Below are 17,206 nucleotides of genomic sequence, written 5' to 3'. Positions count from 1 at the left end.
GGGCGGGCCGAGCACTAGCTGTGCAGGCGGCCGACGCTGACGCGCCGTCCGCGGGCCGCACGGTCCCTGGCCTGCACCACCAGCAGGGCGACCGCCAGCCAACCGAGGCCGACGAGGACCTCGAGCGCCAGCTGCACCAGCCACGGCGAGCCGGCGGTGGCGGCACGGATCGCCTTGAGGCCGTGGCCGAGCGGCAGGACCTCACCGAGCACGGCCAGCCAGCGCAGCTTCGAGGCGAGTGGGGAAACGATCGCCGAGGCGGCCAGCACGAAGTAGGAGCCGAGGTTGCCGTAGAGGACGTCCCGGCTGCCGCCGACCGCGAGGGCGGCCAGCGCCAGGCCGAACATGGTGGAGGTCGTCGCGGTGAGCAGGTAGAGCGGAAGCACTGCGGTCAGGGAGCCGAGGCTGCCGGCGAATCCGAGCACCGGACCGTCCACCAGCAGCACCAGCAGCGAGTAGAGGAATCCGGACGTCAGGTACGGCAGCGACCGGCAGAGGTAGACGGCACCGGGCGGCAGCGCACCGGTCTGCAGCCGGTAGTAGGTACCGGACCACTGATCGGTCATCGGCACGTCGCAGACGCCGATCACCGTGTCCGTGCAGGCGGCGAAGGCGATCGCGCCGATGAAGGCGAAGTGCGCGCCGCTCTGGCCACCGACCAGGCGCCCGAGCATGGTGTAGAAGATCCCCTGCAGCAGCAGCCGCGGCAGCGTGGTGGTCAGCTGGACCTTAAGCGGATTGTCGGCGAGATAGATCAGGTAGCCGGTCCTGATCGCCTCGAGATGGCGCCGGGCGTGCTCACCCAAGGTCGATTGTCCCCTTTCGGCGCGCCCGGTCCACGACGCGGCGGAAGAGGACGTGGCCGGTCACGTAGTACAGCGTGATGAGCAGGACGAGCATCGACAGGGCCGTGAGCGGGACGGCGCCGCCGCCGGCGACCCTGCCAAGGAACTGATCGGCCCAGTAGAGGCTGATCAGCCGGGACAGCCAGGAGAGCTGTCCGGGGATGAGCGAGGTCGGGATCAGCAGTCCCCCAAGGATGAACACCGGGTAGGTCAGCGCGGCGGTCACGTGCACGGCATGCCGGGTGAGCACGAAGAGGCTGCAGAGCGCGAACCCCAGGGCCGTTCCCGAGAGGGCGACCAGCACCGCTCCCAGCAGCATCCAGGGCACGGCGTCGAGCGGCACCCGGGCTCCGGTGACCAGCGCCAGCACCAGGCTGGTGCCGACCAGCGTGGTCAACACCAGCAGTGAGCTGCCAAGACACTTGCCGATGACGACCAGGCGCGGATCGGTCAGGCTGGTGAGGTTCCTGGCCAGAGTGCCCTCGGCGATCTCGCGGCGCAGAATGCCGCCGACGGCCCACAGGGTCGCGCCCCACAGCGAGGTGAGCAGGATCGCGATCAGCCGCGATGCCCGTTGCGCCGGGGAGTCGGCGCCGCCGTGCTGGCCGGCCATCACCACGTAGAAGACCACGGGCTGGACCACCGCCGTGATCGGCACGGCCGGATGGCTGCGGATGACCAGGATCTGCATCCGCGCGGAGGCGGCCAGGATCCGCACCCAACGGGCCCCCACCCGCGCCACGGCCGTGGCGAAGCCGGTCCGCGCAGCGCCGTTCGGCGCACCGCTGCTCATGTCTGGGCCTGGAGCTGGATGAAGGCGTCCTCCAGACGCGCAGGCAGTACCTCCATGCCCTCGATCCGCGCCTGCCCCAGCGCCTCGCCGAGGCCGACGAGCACCGCGGGACTCCACTGCGGGAGCTGCAGGGTCAGCTGCCAGCCCCCGGCATCGGCTTCGATCCGGACGCCGACCGCGCCCGTCGGGCGGAACCGCTCCTGGGCCGGCGCGGCACCGGAGCCCCGCACCACGACGGTGGCGGTGTATCCCAGGCTGGCTGAGAAGTCGGCCACCGACATCTCGTGGGTGACCCGGCCCTTGTCCAACATCACCACACGGTCCGCGAGTTCTTCGACGTCGAGCAGGTAGTGACTGGTCAACAGGACCGCCACGCCGCTGCGGCGCAGCGAGGCGACCGAGGCCCGCAGCCGAGCCGCCTCGACCGGGTCGAGACCGACCGTGGGCTCGTCGAGCAGCAGCACCCGCGGGTCCGAGATCAGGCCGATGGCGATGTGCAGCCGCTGGCGCATTCCCTTGGAGAACGACTCGACCCGGCGGTCGGCGGCCTGGGCGAGCCCGACCTCCTCCAGGGCCGAATCCAGCCGCGCCATCAGGCTGCGGTGCGCGATGCCGTCCAGCATGCCGAAGAACCGCAGGTTCTCCCGGGCCGTCAACTGCCCGTACAGTCCGCGGTCTCCGCCGAGGACCACCGACTGGCGGGCGCGGACCGCGGTCGGGTCTCGCAGCACGTCCGCCCCCAGCACCCGGGCAGTGCCCGTGGTGGGCAGCAGGAGGGTCGAGAGGATCTTGGTCAGCGTGGTCTTGCCGGCGCCGTTCCCGCCGAGCAGGCCGACGATCTCCCCTTGGCCGACGGTGAAGGAAACCCCGTCCAGGGCAACCAGGTTCTTCCCGGACTCGGTGAACACCCGTCCCACGTCCAGGATCTCGATCGCCGGATGGTCCACGGCCCTACCCTCCTCACGATCCGCGGCGAGCGCCGCGGCACACGGATGAGCGGGGGGCGGCTCGAAAGCCGCCCCCCGCAGACACACGAGTTAGATCACCTCGGCGGCGTACTCGTTGTCCTCGATGATGTCCATCTCGTTGTTCTCCATGGTCAACTCCTCATCAACTATCGGCTGTTGCAACGCCGTCGCCCGTTGCGACGACGTTCCTCTCGATCAACTGCGCGGTGGCAGTGTCGAGAAGTTCTCGGGGGGTCCCGGCAAGGTCGGGGTCGGCCTCGAAGCTGCGGTGCACGTCATCGAGGGACCGGCCATCCAGCTCGCGCCAGAGGCGGACCGTGCCTTGCTTGACCCGGTATCCGGCGTCCGGTCCGGCCATGCCCCAGGAATCGGAGAGGCGGACGGGCACCACCCAGGGGCTCCTGGTCGGACCGCCGTCCTCCCAGTGGTCGGGGCAGGCGGCGATGTGCGGCGCCGGCGCGTCCCAGCCGTCGAGCAGCGCGTTCACCACCAGGTGACCGGCCACCCGCATGTTCTCGGTGACGACGCGGGTCGTCTCCTCGATGCCGCCGGGGGCCTGCGGCAGCCGCAGCCCGTCCCAGATCCGCGGGAGCACCTCGCGCAGCGCCTCGTTGCGGGCCGTACGCCGCAGGAGGAACTTGCGGCCCAGGTAGACGTCTCCGACGGCGGCGAGCACGCATTCCACCGCGCACTCGACGGCGATCGAGGAGGACTGCAGCGCGGTGAGTTCGTCGCCGACCTGCAGCGCCCCCAGCGCGTCCTCGCCGAAGCCCGACACATCGTAGGCCCAACGAGTCATAAGGATCTTACGGACCGTCAGCTTGGCCTGGTCGGTGGACGGCAGACCGCTGTCCTTGTCGATCAGCACCGAGCCGATCGCGTACCGGATCGACGGCTGCAGTTCCACATCGCCCACCAGGACCTGCCAGCGGTCCGTGCGGCTGGCCGTGAACTCGGTGCAGGTCGCGGCGATCTGCTCCAGCTGCGCGGTCGACAGGGGGTTGATCTGGACGACGTACCCGCCTTCACGGTAGCCGCGCTTCGGCAGGTCCGTGCCCGGTTCGGCGGCGACGTACAGATCGACGTCCGACATCCCGTGGCCCAGACCCGCGGCCAACGAGCCACCGACGAAGGCCAACCGCACCTTGTCCGTGTCGACGACCCGCTCCAGGACGCTCCGGGCTGCCGCCAGATGCGTCTCGTCGACGAACTTGTCGGCTACCGCCACCACCGTCGAGACCGATGCCTCGCGTTCAGCAATCACCGTGCACCACCGAACCGTTGAGTAGACACCAGGAACCTCCATGCAGGCCTTGGATTCGATAGAACTCGGTACCGGAGTACACCTCGTCGAAGGCACCGAGGAACTCGCCCGGGGCGGCCGACAGCGCGATGCGCCCCGTTCCGACCGGCTTCCCGTCGCGCATCACCACTCCGGTCAACTCGCATTCGATGCGGCCGGTCGTGAAGTCCAGACCGCCGCGGAAGCCACGCAGGTCCTCGGCGACGAACCCGTCTCCCGGCAGGCTCTCCGGTGCCGCGACCACCTGCTCCGTGGTCGGCTCGACGTAGCAGGCTGCGGTGGCCGGCAGGATCTCGCTGTCCCACCCACCCCACTGGGCGCTTCCGGTGGAAGGTCCGGCGCTGGTGCAGCCGAGCAGTCCCGCGACCCTGCCCCGGTCCAGCAGGACCGTGCGGCGTCGCGCCACGCCCTCGTCGTCCACCGGAATGGCTCCCGGTCCACGCTGGGCCGCGCCGTCGTCCACCAGAACCAGCTTCTGCCGACCCGTGCCGATGACATCGCCCGTCTTCCAGCTGTGCGCCCGGTTGGCGTTGCGCAGGAAGGCGCGGCTGATCCGGCCGACGATGCGGGCAACGAGCAGCGGTGACAGCAGGATCCACTGGGGTCGGCCGGACGGGGCCGGTGATCCGGTCAGGGCGCTGAAGCTGCGGGTGTACTCCGCCAGCGCGCCGTCGATCGGAAGCTCGGTGACGTTCCTGCGGATCCGGGCTCCCTGAGCAGCGTCGAGACCGCGGGTAGCCGAGCGGATGTGAAGTTGCGCCTCGGTCTGCTGGTGCGTCTCGCTGCGGCCCGCGGAGTCGTGGAGCACCACGACCCGCCGGGTGCTGCCGACCGTGACCACCGCCGGACCGCCGGCTGAGGCGTCCCGGTGGACGGCCGCGGCGATGGCCCGCAACTGCGCCGGTGTACTGGAGCCGTGGACCGGTTCCGCTGCCGGACTCGCCGCCACCTGCCCATGGCCGTCCTCCCGTGCGACCGGGCGCGGCACCTCGACCCGGGCCCGCCGGGCGTCGGCCAGGATCGTGGCCAGTCCTCGCTCGTCGAGTACGTTGCCGGTGGCCAGGCCGAGCCGGTCGTCCACCGATGAACGGACGCCGATCATCCAGCCGTCGGAAATCTGGTCGTGTGCCTGGCCCGACGAGCCGAGCCGGGTCATCACGGTGCGGACGCGGCGGGCGAAGACCTCGATCCGCTCGTCGCCCCGCGCTTGGGCCACAAGGGCAGCGCACAGCGCGGCAGTGTCTGCGGTGGTCATGCGGGCACCCCCTTGCCACGGATGCCCAGGTGACCGAGCCTCAGGGTGGGAGCCCGGTGCGAGACCGGCAGCCAGCGCCCCTGGCGGCCGCACATCGAGACGCTTCCGGCCGCGTCGTTGCCGACCGCGTCCAGGGTCGCGAGTTCCGCCAGTCCGCCGTGGACGGTGAATCCGGTGAGCGGCCTGCCGATCTCGCCGTTGACGATCTCCCGTGCCTCGACCACCCGGATCATGAAGCGCCCCTCGGCGGGAACGGCGTCCGAGGAACCGACCTCCAGGACGAGGATCCCGTCAGCCGTGTCGCGGATGATCTCCTGCGGCGATTCCGGTCCGCGCTCCACCGTCAGATGCCGCATCCGCGGTACTGGCGGGTTGGTGTAGGCACCCCGACGGGCATGACCGCTGGCTCGAACGCCCAGGCGTGCCGCGTTGGCACGGTCCGTCAGGACACCTTCGACAGCGCCGCCCACGATGAGATCGGCCGCCACCGTGCAGGGCGTGCCCTCCTCATCGCTCGCCACCCGCTCCCAGGCCCAAGGGTCGGTGCCATCGTCACGAACCGTCAGATCGGGATGGGAGACCGACTGTCCGCGCTGACGCCACAGACTCGAGGAAACGGCGGTGTCGGCTTCCAGGGCATGCCCGATCACCTCGTGCGCGAAGACGCCTGCGGCCTCCGGGGCCAGGACCACTGCCGCCCGTGCCCGGCTCGGCGCCGTGGCCACCGCGAGGTTGGCAACTCGTTCCGCGGCCCGTCGGCCGGCCTCGGCCGCCCGTTCGACGGTCAGCGGCAGGTGAGCCAGCTCGGCGATGGTCACCGTCCCACGCTGTGCACCGATTCCCGCACTCACGGTGAGCCGGCGCATTCCGACATTCTGCCGGAGCGCGGGACCGGCCGCACCGGATATGTCCGGGCCGGATACGTAGCAGCGTTCCTGGTGCCATAGCCGGGCCTCCGCGTTCCGGGCACCGCACGAAAGCGCCCCCTCCCTCGCCGCCGCCAGCAGTTCACCGACTACGTCATGTTTGGTGGCAATGGTCGGGGCGAGCCCCTCCACCAGCTGGGAAGCGGATACGAGCGCGGCCTCGAGGTAATTGATCGGCAATCCGGCGGCCACCTCTGCGACATCTGAAAGCAATGCCCGGACATGCCCGGCCCCGACCCCGGACCGCTGGACGAAGAAGCTGTCCCCGGCACCCGTCGATCGGACCGCCATGCCGTCGAGGCGGCGTCCGGAGAACAGTCGCTCGCCGGCCGAGTTCACCGCTGTGACCTGCTCAAACCCTCGCTCCAGGTAGATGTTGGCGGCACCGTCGGTCACCTGCGCCCCGGAGGAGGAAGCTTCCGGACGATTCATTTCCTACCCTCTCCTTCATCGCGGGCGACCGGCATCGGCGCCACTTCGGACATACCTGGAATGCTGTGCGGAGAAAAACCCGGGGGATGGCGCTGCCGTTCGGCCCAGCCGGGAGAACCGACCGGATCGGCCATCCACATCAGGGGAGAAATACCGTCCCTGCCATTGCAGGGGTATTCCGGAGAATCAGGACCGGACTCGAAGAAAGACTGTACCGATTCCTGAGCGAGCCGCTTCGGCGATCATTTCCGCCAGCCGCTCTGCATTCGAAGTTAGAGACTGGGATCCCGCGGCGTCAAGTCCCTTTTCGCCGGTCGTTCGAATATCTTCGGCACGCGCCGACTCGGGCGCCCGGGAACGGGCCGCGCCGCAACACAACGCGAACGGTCGCATGCGCCCGAAGAAACGCGCGGGCCCACAGCGGACCGGTCGCATACTCGTCCAGGCCAGGAAGACCGGCCGGACAAGGCCTAGGAATGCGACTGCGCCGCGAAACCCCGCCGGCGCGGCCGACGGGGTGCTGGATCGGTGGAACCCGATCATCATGCGGGAGACCGGGCGTCGTGTCCAGGGCGTGCAAAGCGCCGGGCCGCGCTCCGGACCGGCAACCGGGCTAGCTGCGCCTGCAGTCCGGCTGCGCGTGGAGCAGGCCCGACCGAGCCAGCAACACCCCCAGATGGCAACGGCTCTGTGCCCCGAACTGCTCGTAGAGCTTGGCGACATGGGCTCGGCAGGTACGCACGCTCAGCCCCACCCGCCGGGCCACGACCTCATCCGTCGCGCCCTCGGCGAGAAGCCGAGCGATCGTCAGACGCACCCCGTCGACCGCCTCGGAGACCGTACTGGTGGGCAGTTCCGTCGCGAAGGGGATCGCGGCCAGCCAGGTCCGCTCGAACACGTCCGCGAGGAACTGGACGATCGCGGGCTGGCGGATCACCACGGCCGAGCTGCGCTGGCTGTTCCCCGGGATGAAGGCGACCTTGCGGTCGAAGATCATCAGCCGCTCGGAGAACTCGGCCATCGTCCGCACCTCCGACCCGTAGTGGCCGACCCGCAGTACGTACTCCCTGGTCGGGCCGGAGAAGACGGCCGAGCTCTGGTAGACGGTCCGCATCCGGACGCCCCGCTCGAGCAGCTCGCGTGTGTCGCGCCAGGCGGCCTCCATGGAGGCGAGGGAGCGGCCGCCACCAGGCTGCGCGGTGCAGATCTCCTCGGTGCAGGCCGCCGCGACCCGGGCGATCTCCCGGTTGATCGCATCCGGACCCTCGATGACTTCGCTGGCTCCGGAGCCCTCCTCCAACTGCGAGTAGATCGGGGCGAACTCGGCCAGCCCCTTGCGGATGCGCTGGCTCTGCCGCTGACAGCGCTCGATCTCGGCGAGCAGCGGATCCACCAGGTAACTCTCGGCCTGCGCCGGCGAGGTCGGCACATAGCGGCCCGGCGACTGCGGCGCGGACTGCAGCAGGGCCAGTCCCCGCAGCTGCTCGACGACCGCCTCCACCCGCTCCCGGGACCAGCCGAACGTGGCGACAACCTCATCCAGATCCAGGCGGTGGCCGTTCAGTGCGTAGCGATAAAGGTCGCTCGCGTCCTGGTGATCGACCGAAACCGTCATGAGTGACTCCCCAGCCCAAAGCCGCGATGGTGAAGCGGCCTCCTGTTGCTGCAATGCAGCTTCCTGCCCCCCTCAACTTATAGATCAGGTCGATTGCGCGAGTAAAGATCTTCTAGGAAGCGTTTGGCAGCTCACCTGAGACGTGGAGGAGCTCTGTACCGAAGCCGCCGCCTAGGGCGGCCCGGCACGCTTCTCCCACTCGGTAAGCAGCTGCGGCGTCAGACCCGCACAGTCTCGGAATCAATCCGGGCAGAGCCAGAAAATCGAGTTTTCCATGAACCGTTTGATTGTCACCGTACGTACCGCCCTGCTGACCGCGGTAGCCCTGCTGGCCGTCGGCGTCACCTCTGCCGCGGTCGCGGTTCACGACGGTCGCACGCCCACGCAGAACACCGCGGCCGCGGACATCCGCTGGGATCAGGTCATCCCGCCCGCGGGAGGCACTCGGTGACGGCCGCGGCCGCCAGCGGCTCGACCGGCACGACGGCCTTCGCCGATCTGCCGGTCGAGGTGCACTGCCACGGCTTCGGCGACGTCGACTTCTCCGACTTCGGCTCGCTGGACCTGCTCCGGCTGGACGAGGCCTGCGCCCGGGAGGGCGTGCTCAGCCTGCCGACGCTCTATCTGCACCGCGACCGGCTCGCCGAGTTCGAGGCTTTCGTGCACCGCTACGAGGCCCTGCGCCGTGACGGACTGCTGCCGCACATCGCCGGGATCGCGCTCGAAGGGCCGCTGCTGGCCAGCCACGGCGGCACACCGGCTGCCACCGTCTGGGTGCCGACCCGTCACGAGTGGGAACGGCTGACCAGCCTGGGCGAACACGGTCTGGTGTACTCCGTGGTCTCGCCGGACATCTTCTCGCCCGCCTCCGAGCTGGGCGACGCACTGCGGGCGGAGCAGCTCGACTTCCCCTGGCTGATCGAGACCATGCTCGGCCACGGCGTGCGGCCCGCCCTCGGGCACTTCACGCGGGCGGATCCGGAGCGCAGCGCCCAGCAGGTCACCGAGCTGGTCGACCTCGCCTGGCAGGCCGAGTGGAACGGCACCGGCACCAGGGTGGTGACCGACCACCTGTTCAACGACATGCCGCTGAACATCCGCCACGCCTTCCGCACCACGGCCGCCCGCCGCGACCGCGAGGCCACCATCGCCTCGTACGACTTGCCCTCGTGGACGCTGGAGAACGCGGCGCGGACGGTGGGCCCGGTGCCGGCCGCGATCATGCGGGAGGCGGCCGCCGGGCGCATCGCCGCCTGCATCAACTTCGACGGCGAGCACGTCGACCTCGCCATCGCCGCTCGCGCCGTCGAGCTGATGGGCCCGCAGAACACCATGTTGATGACCGACCGTTGCGACTCGGCCCGGCTCGGCGGCCAGGAACTGCACCAGACCGGCGAGAACGGGCTCTGGTACCAGGCCGGCGGCATCGTCGCCGCCGGTTCGCAGCCGCTGGCCCGGCAGATCGCCAACGCCCGGTCGCAGCAGCTCGGTGACGCGGACATCTGGCAGCTGGTGGCCGGCACGGCCCACCGCACCTTCGGCCTGGAGATCGCCGACGGGAGCGGGCCCCGCGCCATGGTGCCCAGCAGCCGGTCCCACTCCAGCCCGGCCTGACGCCGCGCCGCCCCAGCGCGCTGCGGCGATCCGCACTCACGGCACAGCTACCAACGGAGTACCCCCATGCTGGAAGCACTCGACCGTCTGGTCGTGGACTGGTCCGACTTGCCCCGGGCCAGGGCGCAGACCAAGGAGATTCTCACCGAACTGGCCGCCGACAAGCAGTCGCTGACGATGCTGCTGGAGCGCGCCCGGGAGGAGGAGGACCTCTTCGACAAATGCGAGCACCACCGCCTGATCGACAAGCTGGTCATCTACGACGCCCTGGACCGCGGGTTCCGCATCCGCGTCCACGTCTCCACCGACGACCACCTGGACCGGCCGCACGACCACCGGTTCTCCTTCAGCTCGCTGATCATGCGCGGCAACTACCGACACATCAGGCACGAGTTGGTCGGCCAGGCGCCGGACGTCCCCGAGGACGCGCAGAACGACTTCGAGGCCGTCCCCACCGATCTCAAGGTGGTGCCGCGCTTCGTCACCACCGAGCGCGCGGGCAACTGCTACACGCTGCACCACAGCGAGATCCACACCACGTACACCACGCCGGACACCGTCTCCCTCTTCCTTCGCGGCCCCGCCGAGAAGGACCGCTCGATCATCACCGAGCGGGAGACCGGACGTGTCTGGTGGCGCTACGGCGAGGACCAGGAGAAGGCCTCGCGGCGGGAGAGCAAGCGGATCAGCAAGGCGTACTTCGACGAGCTCACCGGTCGCCTGCGCGGGATGGAGGTCCTCTGATGACTGCGCTTCCCGACACCCTGCCGACGGCACCGCCAGCCGCGGACGCCGCACGCGCGGTGGCGCTGATGGAGTCCCTGCCGAGCGTGCGCTGGGACGACCTGGACGCCGCCGCCGAGGTGACCGAGGGTATCGCCCGCCGGATCGGCGACGACCGCGACCTGCTCCGCACCCTGGTGCTGCGCGCGCTGCACACCCCCGAGCTGCGCGAGAAGTTCGAGTGCCACGCGCTGGACGACAAGATCGTCCTCTGGGACGACCAGGAGAAGGGGCTGCGGATCCGCTTGCGGCTGGCCAACACCGACCAGTACGAGCGGGTGCACAACCACCGCTACAGCTTCACCGCGTACATCCTGCGGGGCGCCTACCAGCACACCCTGTACGCCACCGACCAGCCGCTGGACGAGACGGCGGACGTGACCCGGTTCTGGCCGTACCTGGTGCGCCAGGAGGACGAGGGGCAGGTCATCACACTCGACCACGAGCAGCTGCACACCACCATCACCGCACCGGAGACCATCTCGCTGATGATCCAGAGCCCGGCGCGCAAGCAGCGGTCGTTCATGATCCGCCGCGCCGACGGCCACGTGTGGTGGCGCTACGGCCAGGCCGACGAGAGCGCCGAGCGCCGCGCCGAGGTGCGGATGTCCGACGAGCGGCTCGCCCACTGGCTGGGGCGGCTGGAAGCACTCGGCCTGCTGTGACGGCCACGACCAGGGCGGCGGACGCGGCGGGCGGCGGCGCGGGCGACGACATCCGGTACGGATCGCTGCGCTACGGCGGCTCCGCCTGGCACCGGGTGGACCTGTACCTGCCGGCCGGGGCCCCCGCCCGGAACCGGATCGTGCTGCTGCACGGTGGATTCTGGCGCCACGACCGGGTGGCCCGCGACCTGCGGCCGCTCGCCACCGCCTTGGTCGGCCGCGGTCGGGCGGTGGCGGCCGTCGAGTACCGCCCGCTCTGGGACGGCGGCGCCTGGCCCGGCGCGGTCCAGGACGCGCTGGCCGCCGACGTGGCGCTGCGCGCGCTCGATCCGGCCTGGGCCGATGCCCTGCTGGTCGGCCACTCGGCCGGGGCGCAGCTGGCCCTGGGGATGGCCGCCGGACACGCCGAGCGGCGCCGCCTGCTGCTGCTCGCGCCCGTGGCCGACCTGGTGGCGGCGAGCGAGTTGGGCGTCGGCGCGGGGGCCGTCGAGCAGTACCTGGCCGATCACCTGGCGGCCGGCGGCACCGCCGGCCAGGCCACCCCGGCCCCCGACCCGCGCGACCTGGCCGGACTGGACGTCGTCAGCGCCGCCGAGGACCAGGCCGTACCGGCCGAGTTGACGCACCGTCAGCTGGACCGCTGGCGATCGGCGGGACTGCCGCTGCGGCACACCGAGGTCCCCGGAGCCCGGCACATGCACCTGGTCAATCCGCAGCGCCCCGGCTGCGCGGTCGTCCTCGACCTGATGTCCGCCCTCGGGACTGCGAAGGGAGATTCCTAGTGACCCCGCACCACACCGATCGACTGCGCCGCCGTTCGACCAGCGGCCCGTTGCGCATCGGTGTCCTGGTCTCGGCCACCGGAGCCAACCTCCGCACCCTGCTGGACCTGGGCCGCCGCGAGCCCGAGGGCTTCGAGGTCTGCCTGGTCGCCTCCCACGCCGAACGCGTCAAGGCGCTGGAGCTGGCCCGCGGGGCAGGCGTCGAGGCCTGGCCCGGCGACTTCGACGCCTGCTGCGGCACCGCCTCGGCCGCCTGCGACGACCCGCGCGCCCGCCAGGCCTACCGGGCCCGGGCCCGGGCCTGGCACGACGAGCTGAACACCCGGCTGGCGGACTGGGAGGGCCGGCACGGCGAGCTCGACCTGATCGTGCTCGCCTACCACCGCTGGATCGAGGGCGACCTGCTGGACCGCTACGCGGGCCGGATGATCAATCAGCACCCGGGCGACCTCGCCGATCTCGGTCCGGGCGGCGAGCGCCTGCTGATCGGCAAGGACCCGGTCCGGCTGGCCATGGCGCTGGGCCGCCGCACCACCCGCACCTCCTGCTTCCTGGTGGACGGCACCCGCGACGGCGGCGCCGTCCTGGCCATGGGACCCGAGGTCCCCGTGGCCGGCCGGCAGGCCACCGTCGAGGACGCCTGGCAGCAGGAGCTGATGCAGAAGCGGCAGAGCGACCCGTTCTGCCTGGAATGGACGGTCCGGGCCTTCGCCGCCGGCCGGCTCGCCCTGTCCGGCACCGAACACCCCGACGGCAGCAGGGCCGTCCTGGTGGACGGTGTGCCCACCCCGCTCGGCGGCTGCCGACTGACAGCGAGCAGTGATCTCCGTGCCTGAATCCTCACCGGCGGACCTCGACCGCCGCACCACCGTACCCGCCGCCGCGTTGGAGGCGCTGACCGCCGACCGGAGCAAGCGCGACCACTACCGGCTCGACACCTATGCGCGGGAGGGCCTGCGACTGTTCGGAGCGCTCGGGGCGCTGGACCGGCTGGCCGAGTACACCTTCGTGGTGCTCAAGCCCGACGCGGTGGCCGGCCGCCGCTGCGCCCTGGTGCTGGACACCCTCGCCGAGGAGGGCTTCCGCCCGGTCGCCGCCGCGCCGGTGCGGTTCGACCCGCTGCTCACCCGGGAGATCTGGCGCTACCAGTTCAACGCCGCCTCCGACCAGCGGATCGCCGTGGTCGACCACCTGCTCGGCTCGGGCCCCTCACTGGTGGTGCTGCTCCGCGACGCCCACCGCGACGCGACACCGGACCACCAGCGGCTGCCCGCGAGCGTGCGCCTGACCGCGCTCAAGGGAGCCGCCGACCCGAACGCCGCACGCGGTCAGGACCTGCGGACCAGGATCGGCCGGGTGAACGGCCTGTTCAACTTCGTGCACACCGCCGACGACCCCGCCGATCTGGTGCGCGAACTGCGGCTCTTCTGCTATCGCACCGGCTCCCAGTGGCTCGCCGAGGGACTGGGGCGGCCGCTGCCCGACGCCGCGGCCCCCGACAACCCCGCCAAGGAGCTGCTGCCGCAGCTGGAGGAGCAGATCCCCGCGCACGACCTCGACCTGGCCGCCGCACTGCGCCGGCTGGCCGAACGCGCCGACGGGTGGGGACGGCTGGCCACCGGGCACGCCGACCGCGCACAGGTCGCCGCCTGGCTCGACGCGCTGCGCGAGCTGGAGCTTCCGGACGGGACCGCCCGCTGGGACGTCCTCACCGTGGTCACCGGCTGGATCGACTGCAACGCCCCCGACGTCACCCCGATTCTCGCCACCGCCCGCCCGGCGGACTGGCTGCCCGCAACCGCCCCGGAAGTGGCTCTCGCATGACCGACTCCAGCACCACCACCGTTGACGGCGTCCCCTCCTTCGCCGGGGCGGGGAACCTGATCTACCGCGAGCCCTCGGTACCGCGCTTCGTGGCCGGCTCCGGCTGCTACCTGACCGCGGACGACGGCCGCCGCTACCTGGACGCCGAGGCGGCCAACGGCACCGTGGCCTGGGGCTACGACCGCGACCTGCTGCACGAGGCGCTGGTGCGGTGCATGGAGCTGCCCGCCCTGCCCTCGTTCTGCGAGTCCACGGTGCGGCTGCGCGTGCTGGAGCGGCTGGAACGCCTGGTCTCCGAGGTGGTGGGGACACCTGGGCGGGTGGAGCTCGACCTGGGCGGTGCCCAGGCGATGGAGACCGCCCTGCGGATCGCCTTCAGCAACAACGGCCCCGGCACCGTCGTGGTCTTCGAGGGCGCCTTCCACGGGCGTTCCGGCGTCACCAGCATGCTCAGCTCCAGCCCGCGCTACCGCGAACTGCTCGCCGCCTGGGGGCTGGAGGTGGTCCGGCTGCCCAGTCCGGACAGCCTGCGCTGCCCGCACGCCGACGAGAACGGCACCTGCCCGCCCGGCTGCGTCGAGGCGGTCTCCCGCTGGGGCTCGGAGCTGACCGGTGTGGGTGGCCGTGACTTCGGCCGCAAGGTCTCGGCCTTCATCTTCGAACCGGTGCAGAACGTCGGCGGCATGGTTGAGCCCGACCACGCCCTGCTGCGGGCCGCCGTCGACCACGCGCGCCGCCAGGGCGCCCTGGTGATCGCCGACGAGATCTTCACCGGAATGCATCGGGTCGGCCCCCGGTGGGGCTTCCAGCGCTCCGGTGTCGTCCCGGACATCGTGGTCACCAGCAAGGGGCTGACCAACGGCGGCGCCGCGCTCAGCATGGTGTGGGCCCGCGAACCGCTGGCCCACCCGTCGCGCTACCGGCCGGGCAGCCACTCCTCAACGTACATCGGCATCCCGCACGCCCTGGCCGTCGTCGACACCGTGCTGGACCGCTGGCAGGCCTGGACCGAGGTGGACGCCGACATCGACCGGCTGGAGCGGGAAATGGACGTCCGGCTACGGGAACTGGCGGCCCGTCACCCGGCCCTCGTCCGGCGGGTGGACGCGATGGGCGGCACCGCCCGGATCGTCCTGACCGGCCCGCACGCCGCGCGGCTACGCCACCACTGCCGCAGCGTCCACCCGGACGTGGGCGTCCTGGTGGCCACCACCGGCATGGCGCCGGACGTCATCAACCTGCATCCGCCCCTGGTGATCGGCCCGTCGGACCTCGATGTCCTCGCCGAGGTGCTGGATCTGGCACTACAAGCAACGGCCGCTCCCGAAAAGGACAACTCATGACCGGGCACGCTCACCGTGCATCCAGCGCCGCACCGATCCCGACCGGGATCCAGGCCGTCGTCTTCGACTGCGACGGGCTGCTGGTCGACACCGAGGGCTGCTGGACCCTTGCCGAGACGGCGCTGTTCGCGGAGCACGGCCATGAGTTCGGCCCGGAGCAGAAGGCCCTGGTGATCGGCAAGTCGCTGCCGGACGTCGGCACCGTGATGGCCGAGTACTTCGGCCGTCCCGGTGACGGCGACCGGCTCGCCGCCCAGCTGCTCGAGGGTGTCCGCCGGGAGCTGGCCGGCGGCGCGAAGGCGCTGCCGGGCGCCCTTGAGCTGGTCAGGGCGTGCGCCGCACGGGTGCCCGTCGCCGTGGCGAGCAACAGCCCCCGAGTGCTGCTCGACACCGCCCTGTCCACCTCCGGCCTGGCCGAGCTGTTCCCGGTCTCCTTCGCCGCCGACGAGGTGTCCACCCCCAAGCCGGCCCCCGACCTCTACCTCACGGCCTGCGCGGCCCTGGGCGCCGATCCCACCGCGTCGGTGGCCTTCGAGGACTCCGGCACCGGCGTCGCCGCGGCCCGGGCCGCCGGACTGCACCTGGTCGTCGTCCCGTCGCTGCCCGGCCAGGGCCTGGACCACGACTGGCTCCTCGACTCACTCGCCGACCCGGCTCTGCAGGCCTGGTCCCAGGCCGTCACCGCGAGGAGCACCGGTGTTCTGGACTGACGATCCGGTGGTCTGCCTGTGCGGCGGCATCACCGAGCGCGCCATCCTGGCGGCCCTGAACGAGGGCATCACCGATCTGCCCTCGGTGCGCGAGGCCACCGGCGCCAACCAGGGCTGCGGCGACTGCCTGCGGGACATCGAGGAACTGCTGGGAGAGCAGGGCTGATGGGCGTGGAAACGGAACGCAAGTTCCTGGTCGGACCGGGCTGGCGGGCCGCGACGGTGCGCACCCAGGAGATCCGGCAGGGCTACCTCTCGGGGGACCCGGCGCGGGTGGTGCGGGTCAGGGTGGAGGACCGCCGCTCGGCGACCCTGACCGTGAAGGGCCGCCGCACCGGCGCCCACCGGCCGGAGTTCGAGTACCCGCTGCCGCTGGCCGACGCACAGGAGCTGCTGGACTCGCTCTGCATGCGGCCGCTGGTGGAGAAGCGGCGGCACACCCTGGACACACCTGACGGCCCGTGGATCGTGGACGAGTTCTTCGGCGAGAACGCCGGGCTCGTCCTCGCGGAGCTGGAGACGGACCGGGCCGAGGAGATCACCGAGCTGCCCACCTGGGTGCTCCAGGAGGTCACCACCGACCCGCGCTTCGACAACGCCTACCTCCAGGAGCACCCCTACCCGCTCTGGGCGGACCAGGACGGCCGGCGCGCCCCGGCGGCCGTCACGCCGGCGACCGCCGAGCTGGTGATCTTCGACTGCGACGGGGTCCTGGTGGACTCCGAACCGATCGCCAACGCGGAGCTGGCCACGCTGCTCACCGAGGCGGGGATACCGACCGGCTACCAGGAGTGCGTCGACCGCTACATGGGCGGCAGCCTGGAACGGGTCCGGGAGATCGTCCGGGCCCGGAGCGGCCGGGAGCTGCCGGAGGACTTCGCCGAGCAACTGCGGGCTCGGCTGCTCGCCGCGTTCCGCGACCAACTGAGGCCGGTTGCCGGGATGGTGGACGTCCTTGCGGCACTGGCCGAACGGGGCACCGCATTCTGTGTCGCCTCCAGTTCTCCCCGGGATCGGCTCGCGCTCAGCCTGGAGGTCACCGGGCTCGCACCGCTCTTCGAGGACCGGGTGTACAGCGCCGCCGACGTCGCCCGTGGCAAGCCCGCCCCGGACGTCTTCCTGCACGCCGCCGCCCGGATGGGCGTGGACCCCGCCAACGCCGTGGTGGTCGAGGACAGCGGCCCCGGCGTCGCGGCGGCCCTGGCCGCCGGCATGGCCTGCGTCGGCTACGCCGCGCTGACCCCCACCGAGCGGCTGACCGGCGCCGATCCCGTGGTACGCACCGCCGCCCAGCTCGGCGCCGCGCTGGGCCTGCTCGGCGTCACCGACATTCCGTTCAAGGAGTAGC

The 17,206-nt window shown here is 71.4% G+C and carries 18 protein-coding genes; 11 read left to right on the top strand and 7 right to left on the bottom strand.

Going from position 1 to position 17,206, the window contains the following annotated elements; all coding sequences use genetic code 11:
* Nucleotides 1-14 precede the first annotated feature (14 nt).
* The 7 genes from ABD369_RS06830 to ABD369_RS06800 form a co-directional block, all read right to left on the bottom strand.
* On the bottom strand, nucleotides 15-806 hold the full coding sequence (locus ABD369_RS06830; RefSeq protein WP_344635313.1) for an ABC transporter permease: 792 nt from the start codon (nucleotides 804-806) through the stop codon (nucleotides 15-17).
* A complete protein-coding gene (locus ABD369_RS06825) occupies nucleotides 799-1,638 on the bottom strand; it encodes an ABC transporter permease (RefSeq protein ID WP_344635312.1) in 840 nt (279 codons plus the stop codon). Before ABD369_RS06825 ends, ABD369_RS06830 begins: the two co-directional genes overlap by 8 nt.
* Entirely contained in the window at nucleotides 1,635-2,585 is a 951-nt protein-coding gene (locus ABD369_RS06820) for an ABC transporter ATP-binding protein (RefSeq protein ID WP_344635311.1), read from the bottom strand. The genes ABD369_RS06825 and ABD369_RS06820 overlap by 4 nt, the downstream gene beginning before the upstream one ends.
* Nucleotides 2,586-2,748: 163 nt before the next feature.
* Nucleotides 2,749-3,870 carry a hypothetical protein gene (locus ABD369_RS06815; protein WP_344635310.1) on the bottom strand — a complete coding sequence of 374 codons (1,122 nt, stop codon included), beginning with the start codon at nucleotides 3,868-3,870 and terminating at the stop codon, nucleotides 2,749-2,751.
* The gene (locus tag ABD369_RS06810; RefSeq protein WP_344635309.1) at nucleotides 3,860-5,164 is read right to left on the bottom strand and encodes a metallopeptidase TldD-related protein; all 1,305 of its coding nucleotides are present in this window, start codon (nucleotides 5,162-5,164) and stop codon (nucleotides 3,860-3,862) included. The genes ABD369_RS06815 and ABD369_RS06810 overlap by 11 nt, the downstream gene beginning before the upstream one ends.
* Nucleotides 5,161-6,522, bottom strand: coding sequence for a TldD/PmbA family protein (locus ABD369_RS06805; RefSeq protein WP_344635308.1), 1,362 nt, complete (start codon nucleotides 6,520-6,522; stop codon nucleotides 5,161-5,163). The genes ABD369_RS06810 and ABD369_RS06805 overlap by 4 nt, the downstream gene beginning before the upstream one ends.
* A 613-nt stretch (nucleotides 6,523-7,135) precedes the next feature.
* Nucleotides 7,136-8,137, bottom strand: coding sequence for a helix-turn-helix transcriptional regulator (locus tag ABD369_RS06800; RefSeq protein ID WP_344635307.1), 1,002 nt, complete (start codon nucleotides 8,135-8,137; stop codon nucleotides 7,136-7,138).
* Nucleotides 8,138-8,411: 274 nt separating this feature from the next.
* Here ABD369_RS06800 and ABD369_RS06795 point away from each other — a divergent pair, with 274 nt between their 5' ends.
* The 11 genes from ABD369_RS06795 (at nucleotide 8,412) to ABD369_RS06745 (ending at nucleotide 17,205) form a co-directional block, all read left to right on the top strand.
* The gene (locus ABD369_RS06795) at nucleotides 8,412-8,588 is read left to right on the top strand and encodes a hypothetical protein (protein ID WP_344635306.1); all 177 of its coding nucleotides are present in this window, start codon (nucleotides 8,412-8,414) and stop codon (nucleotides 8,586-8,588) included.
* On the top strand, nucleotides 8,585-9,751 hold the full coding sequence (locus ABD369_RS06790) for a hypothetical protein (RefSeq protein WP_344635305.1): 1,167 nt from the start codon (nucleotides 8,585-8,587) through the stop codon (nucleotides 9,749-9,751). The genes ABD369_RS06795 and ABD369_RS06790 overlap by 4 nt, the downstream gene beginning before the upstream one ends.
* 66 nt (nucleotides 9,752-9,817) lie before the next feature.
* The gene (locus ABD369_RS06785; RefSeq protein WP_344635304.1) at nucleotides 9,818-10,495 is read left to right on the top strand and encodes a hypothetical protein; all 678 of its coding nucleotides are present in this window, start codon (nucleotides 9,818-9,820) and stop codon (nucleotides 10,493-10,495) included.
* Nucleotides 10,495-11,199, top strand: a complete 705-nt coding sequence (locus ABD369_RS06780; protein ID WP_344635303.1) for a hypothetical protein — start codon at nucleotides 10,495-10,497, stop codon at nucleotides 11,197-11,199. The genes ABD369_RS06785 and ABD369_RS06780 overlap by 1 nt, the downstream gene beginning before the upstream one ends.
* Complete coding sequence (locus ABD369_RS06775) at nucleotides 11,196-11,981, top strand: alpha/beta hydrolase (RefSeq protein ID WP_344635302.1); 786 nt, start codon at nucleotides 11,196-11,198, stop codon at nucleotides 11,979-11,981. The genes ABD369_RS06780 and ABD369_RS06775 overlap by 4 nt, the downstream gene beginning before the upstream one ends.
* The gene (locus tag ABD369_RS06770; RefSeq protein WP_344635301.1) at nucleotides 11,981-12,817 is read left to right on the top strand and encodes a formyltransferase family protein; all 837 of its coding nucleotides are present in this window, start codon (nucleotides 11,981-11,983) and stop codon (nucleotides 12,815-12,817) included. The genes ABD369_RS06775 and ABD369_RS06770 overlap by 1 nt, the downstream gene beginning before the upstream one ends.
* Entirely contained in the window at nucleotides 12,810-13,805 is a 996-nt protein-coding gene (locus ABD369_RS06765) for a nucleoside-diphosphate kinase (protein ID WP_344635300.1), read from the top strand. Before ABD369_RS06770 ends, ABD369_RS06765 begins: the two co-directional genes overlap by 8 nt.
* Nucleotides 13,802-15,148 (top strand): aminotransferase class III-fold pyridoxal phosphate-dependent enzyme, encoded by a 1,347-nt coding sequence (locus ABD369_RS06760; RefSeq protein WP_344635299.1) that lies wholly within the window; start codon nucleotides 13,802-13,804, stop codon nucleotides 15,146-15,148. Before ABD369_RS06765 ends, ABD369_RS06760 begins: the two co-directional genes overlap by 4 nt.
* A complete protein-coding gene (locus ABD369_RS06755) occupies nucleotides 15,145-15,858 on the top strand; it encodes an HAD family hydrolase (protein WP_344635298.1) in 714 nt (237 codons plus the stop codon). Before ABD369_RS06760 ends, ABD369_RS06755 begins: the two co-directional genes overlap by 4 nt.
* The gene (locus tag ABD369_RS06750) at nucleotides 15,845-16,024 is read left to right on the top strand and encodes a (2Fe-2S)-binding protein (protein WP_344635297.1); all 180 of its coding nucleotides are present in this window, start codon (nucleotides 15,845-15,847) and stop codon (nucleotides 16,022-16,024) included. Before ABD369_RS06755 ends, ABD369_RS06750 begins: the two co-directional genes overlap by 14 nt.
* Nucleotides 16,024-17,205, top strand: a complete 1,182-nt coding sequence (locus ABD369_RS06745) for an HAD-IA family hydrolase (protein ID WP_344635296.1) — start codon at nucleotides 16,024-16,026, stop codon at nucleotides 17,203-17,205. Before ABD369_RS06750 ends, ABD369_RS06745 begins: the two co-directional genes overlap by 1 nt.
* Nucleotide 17,206: the final 1 nt, after the last annotated feature.

It is taken from the genome of Kitasatospora cystarginea (assembly GCF_039533515.1).
GTDB lineage: Bacteria > Actinomycetota > Actinomycetes > Streptomycetales > Streptomycetaceae > Kitasatospora > Kitasatospora cystarginea.
The sequence above is the reverse complement of the archived record's forward strand: the minus strand, read 5'-3'. Positions and strand labels throughout refer to the sequence as shown.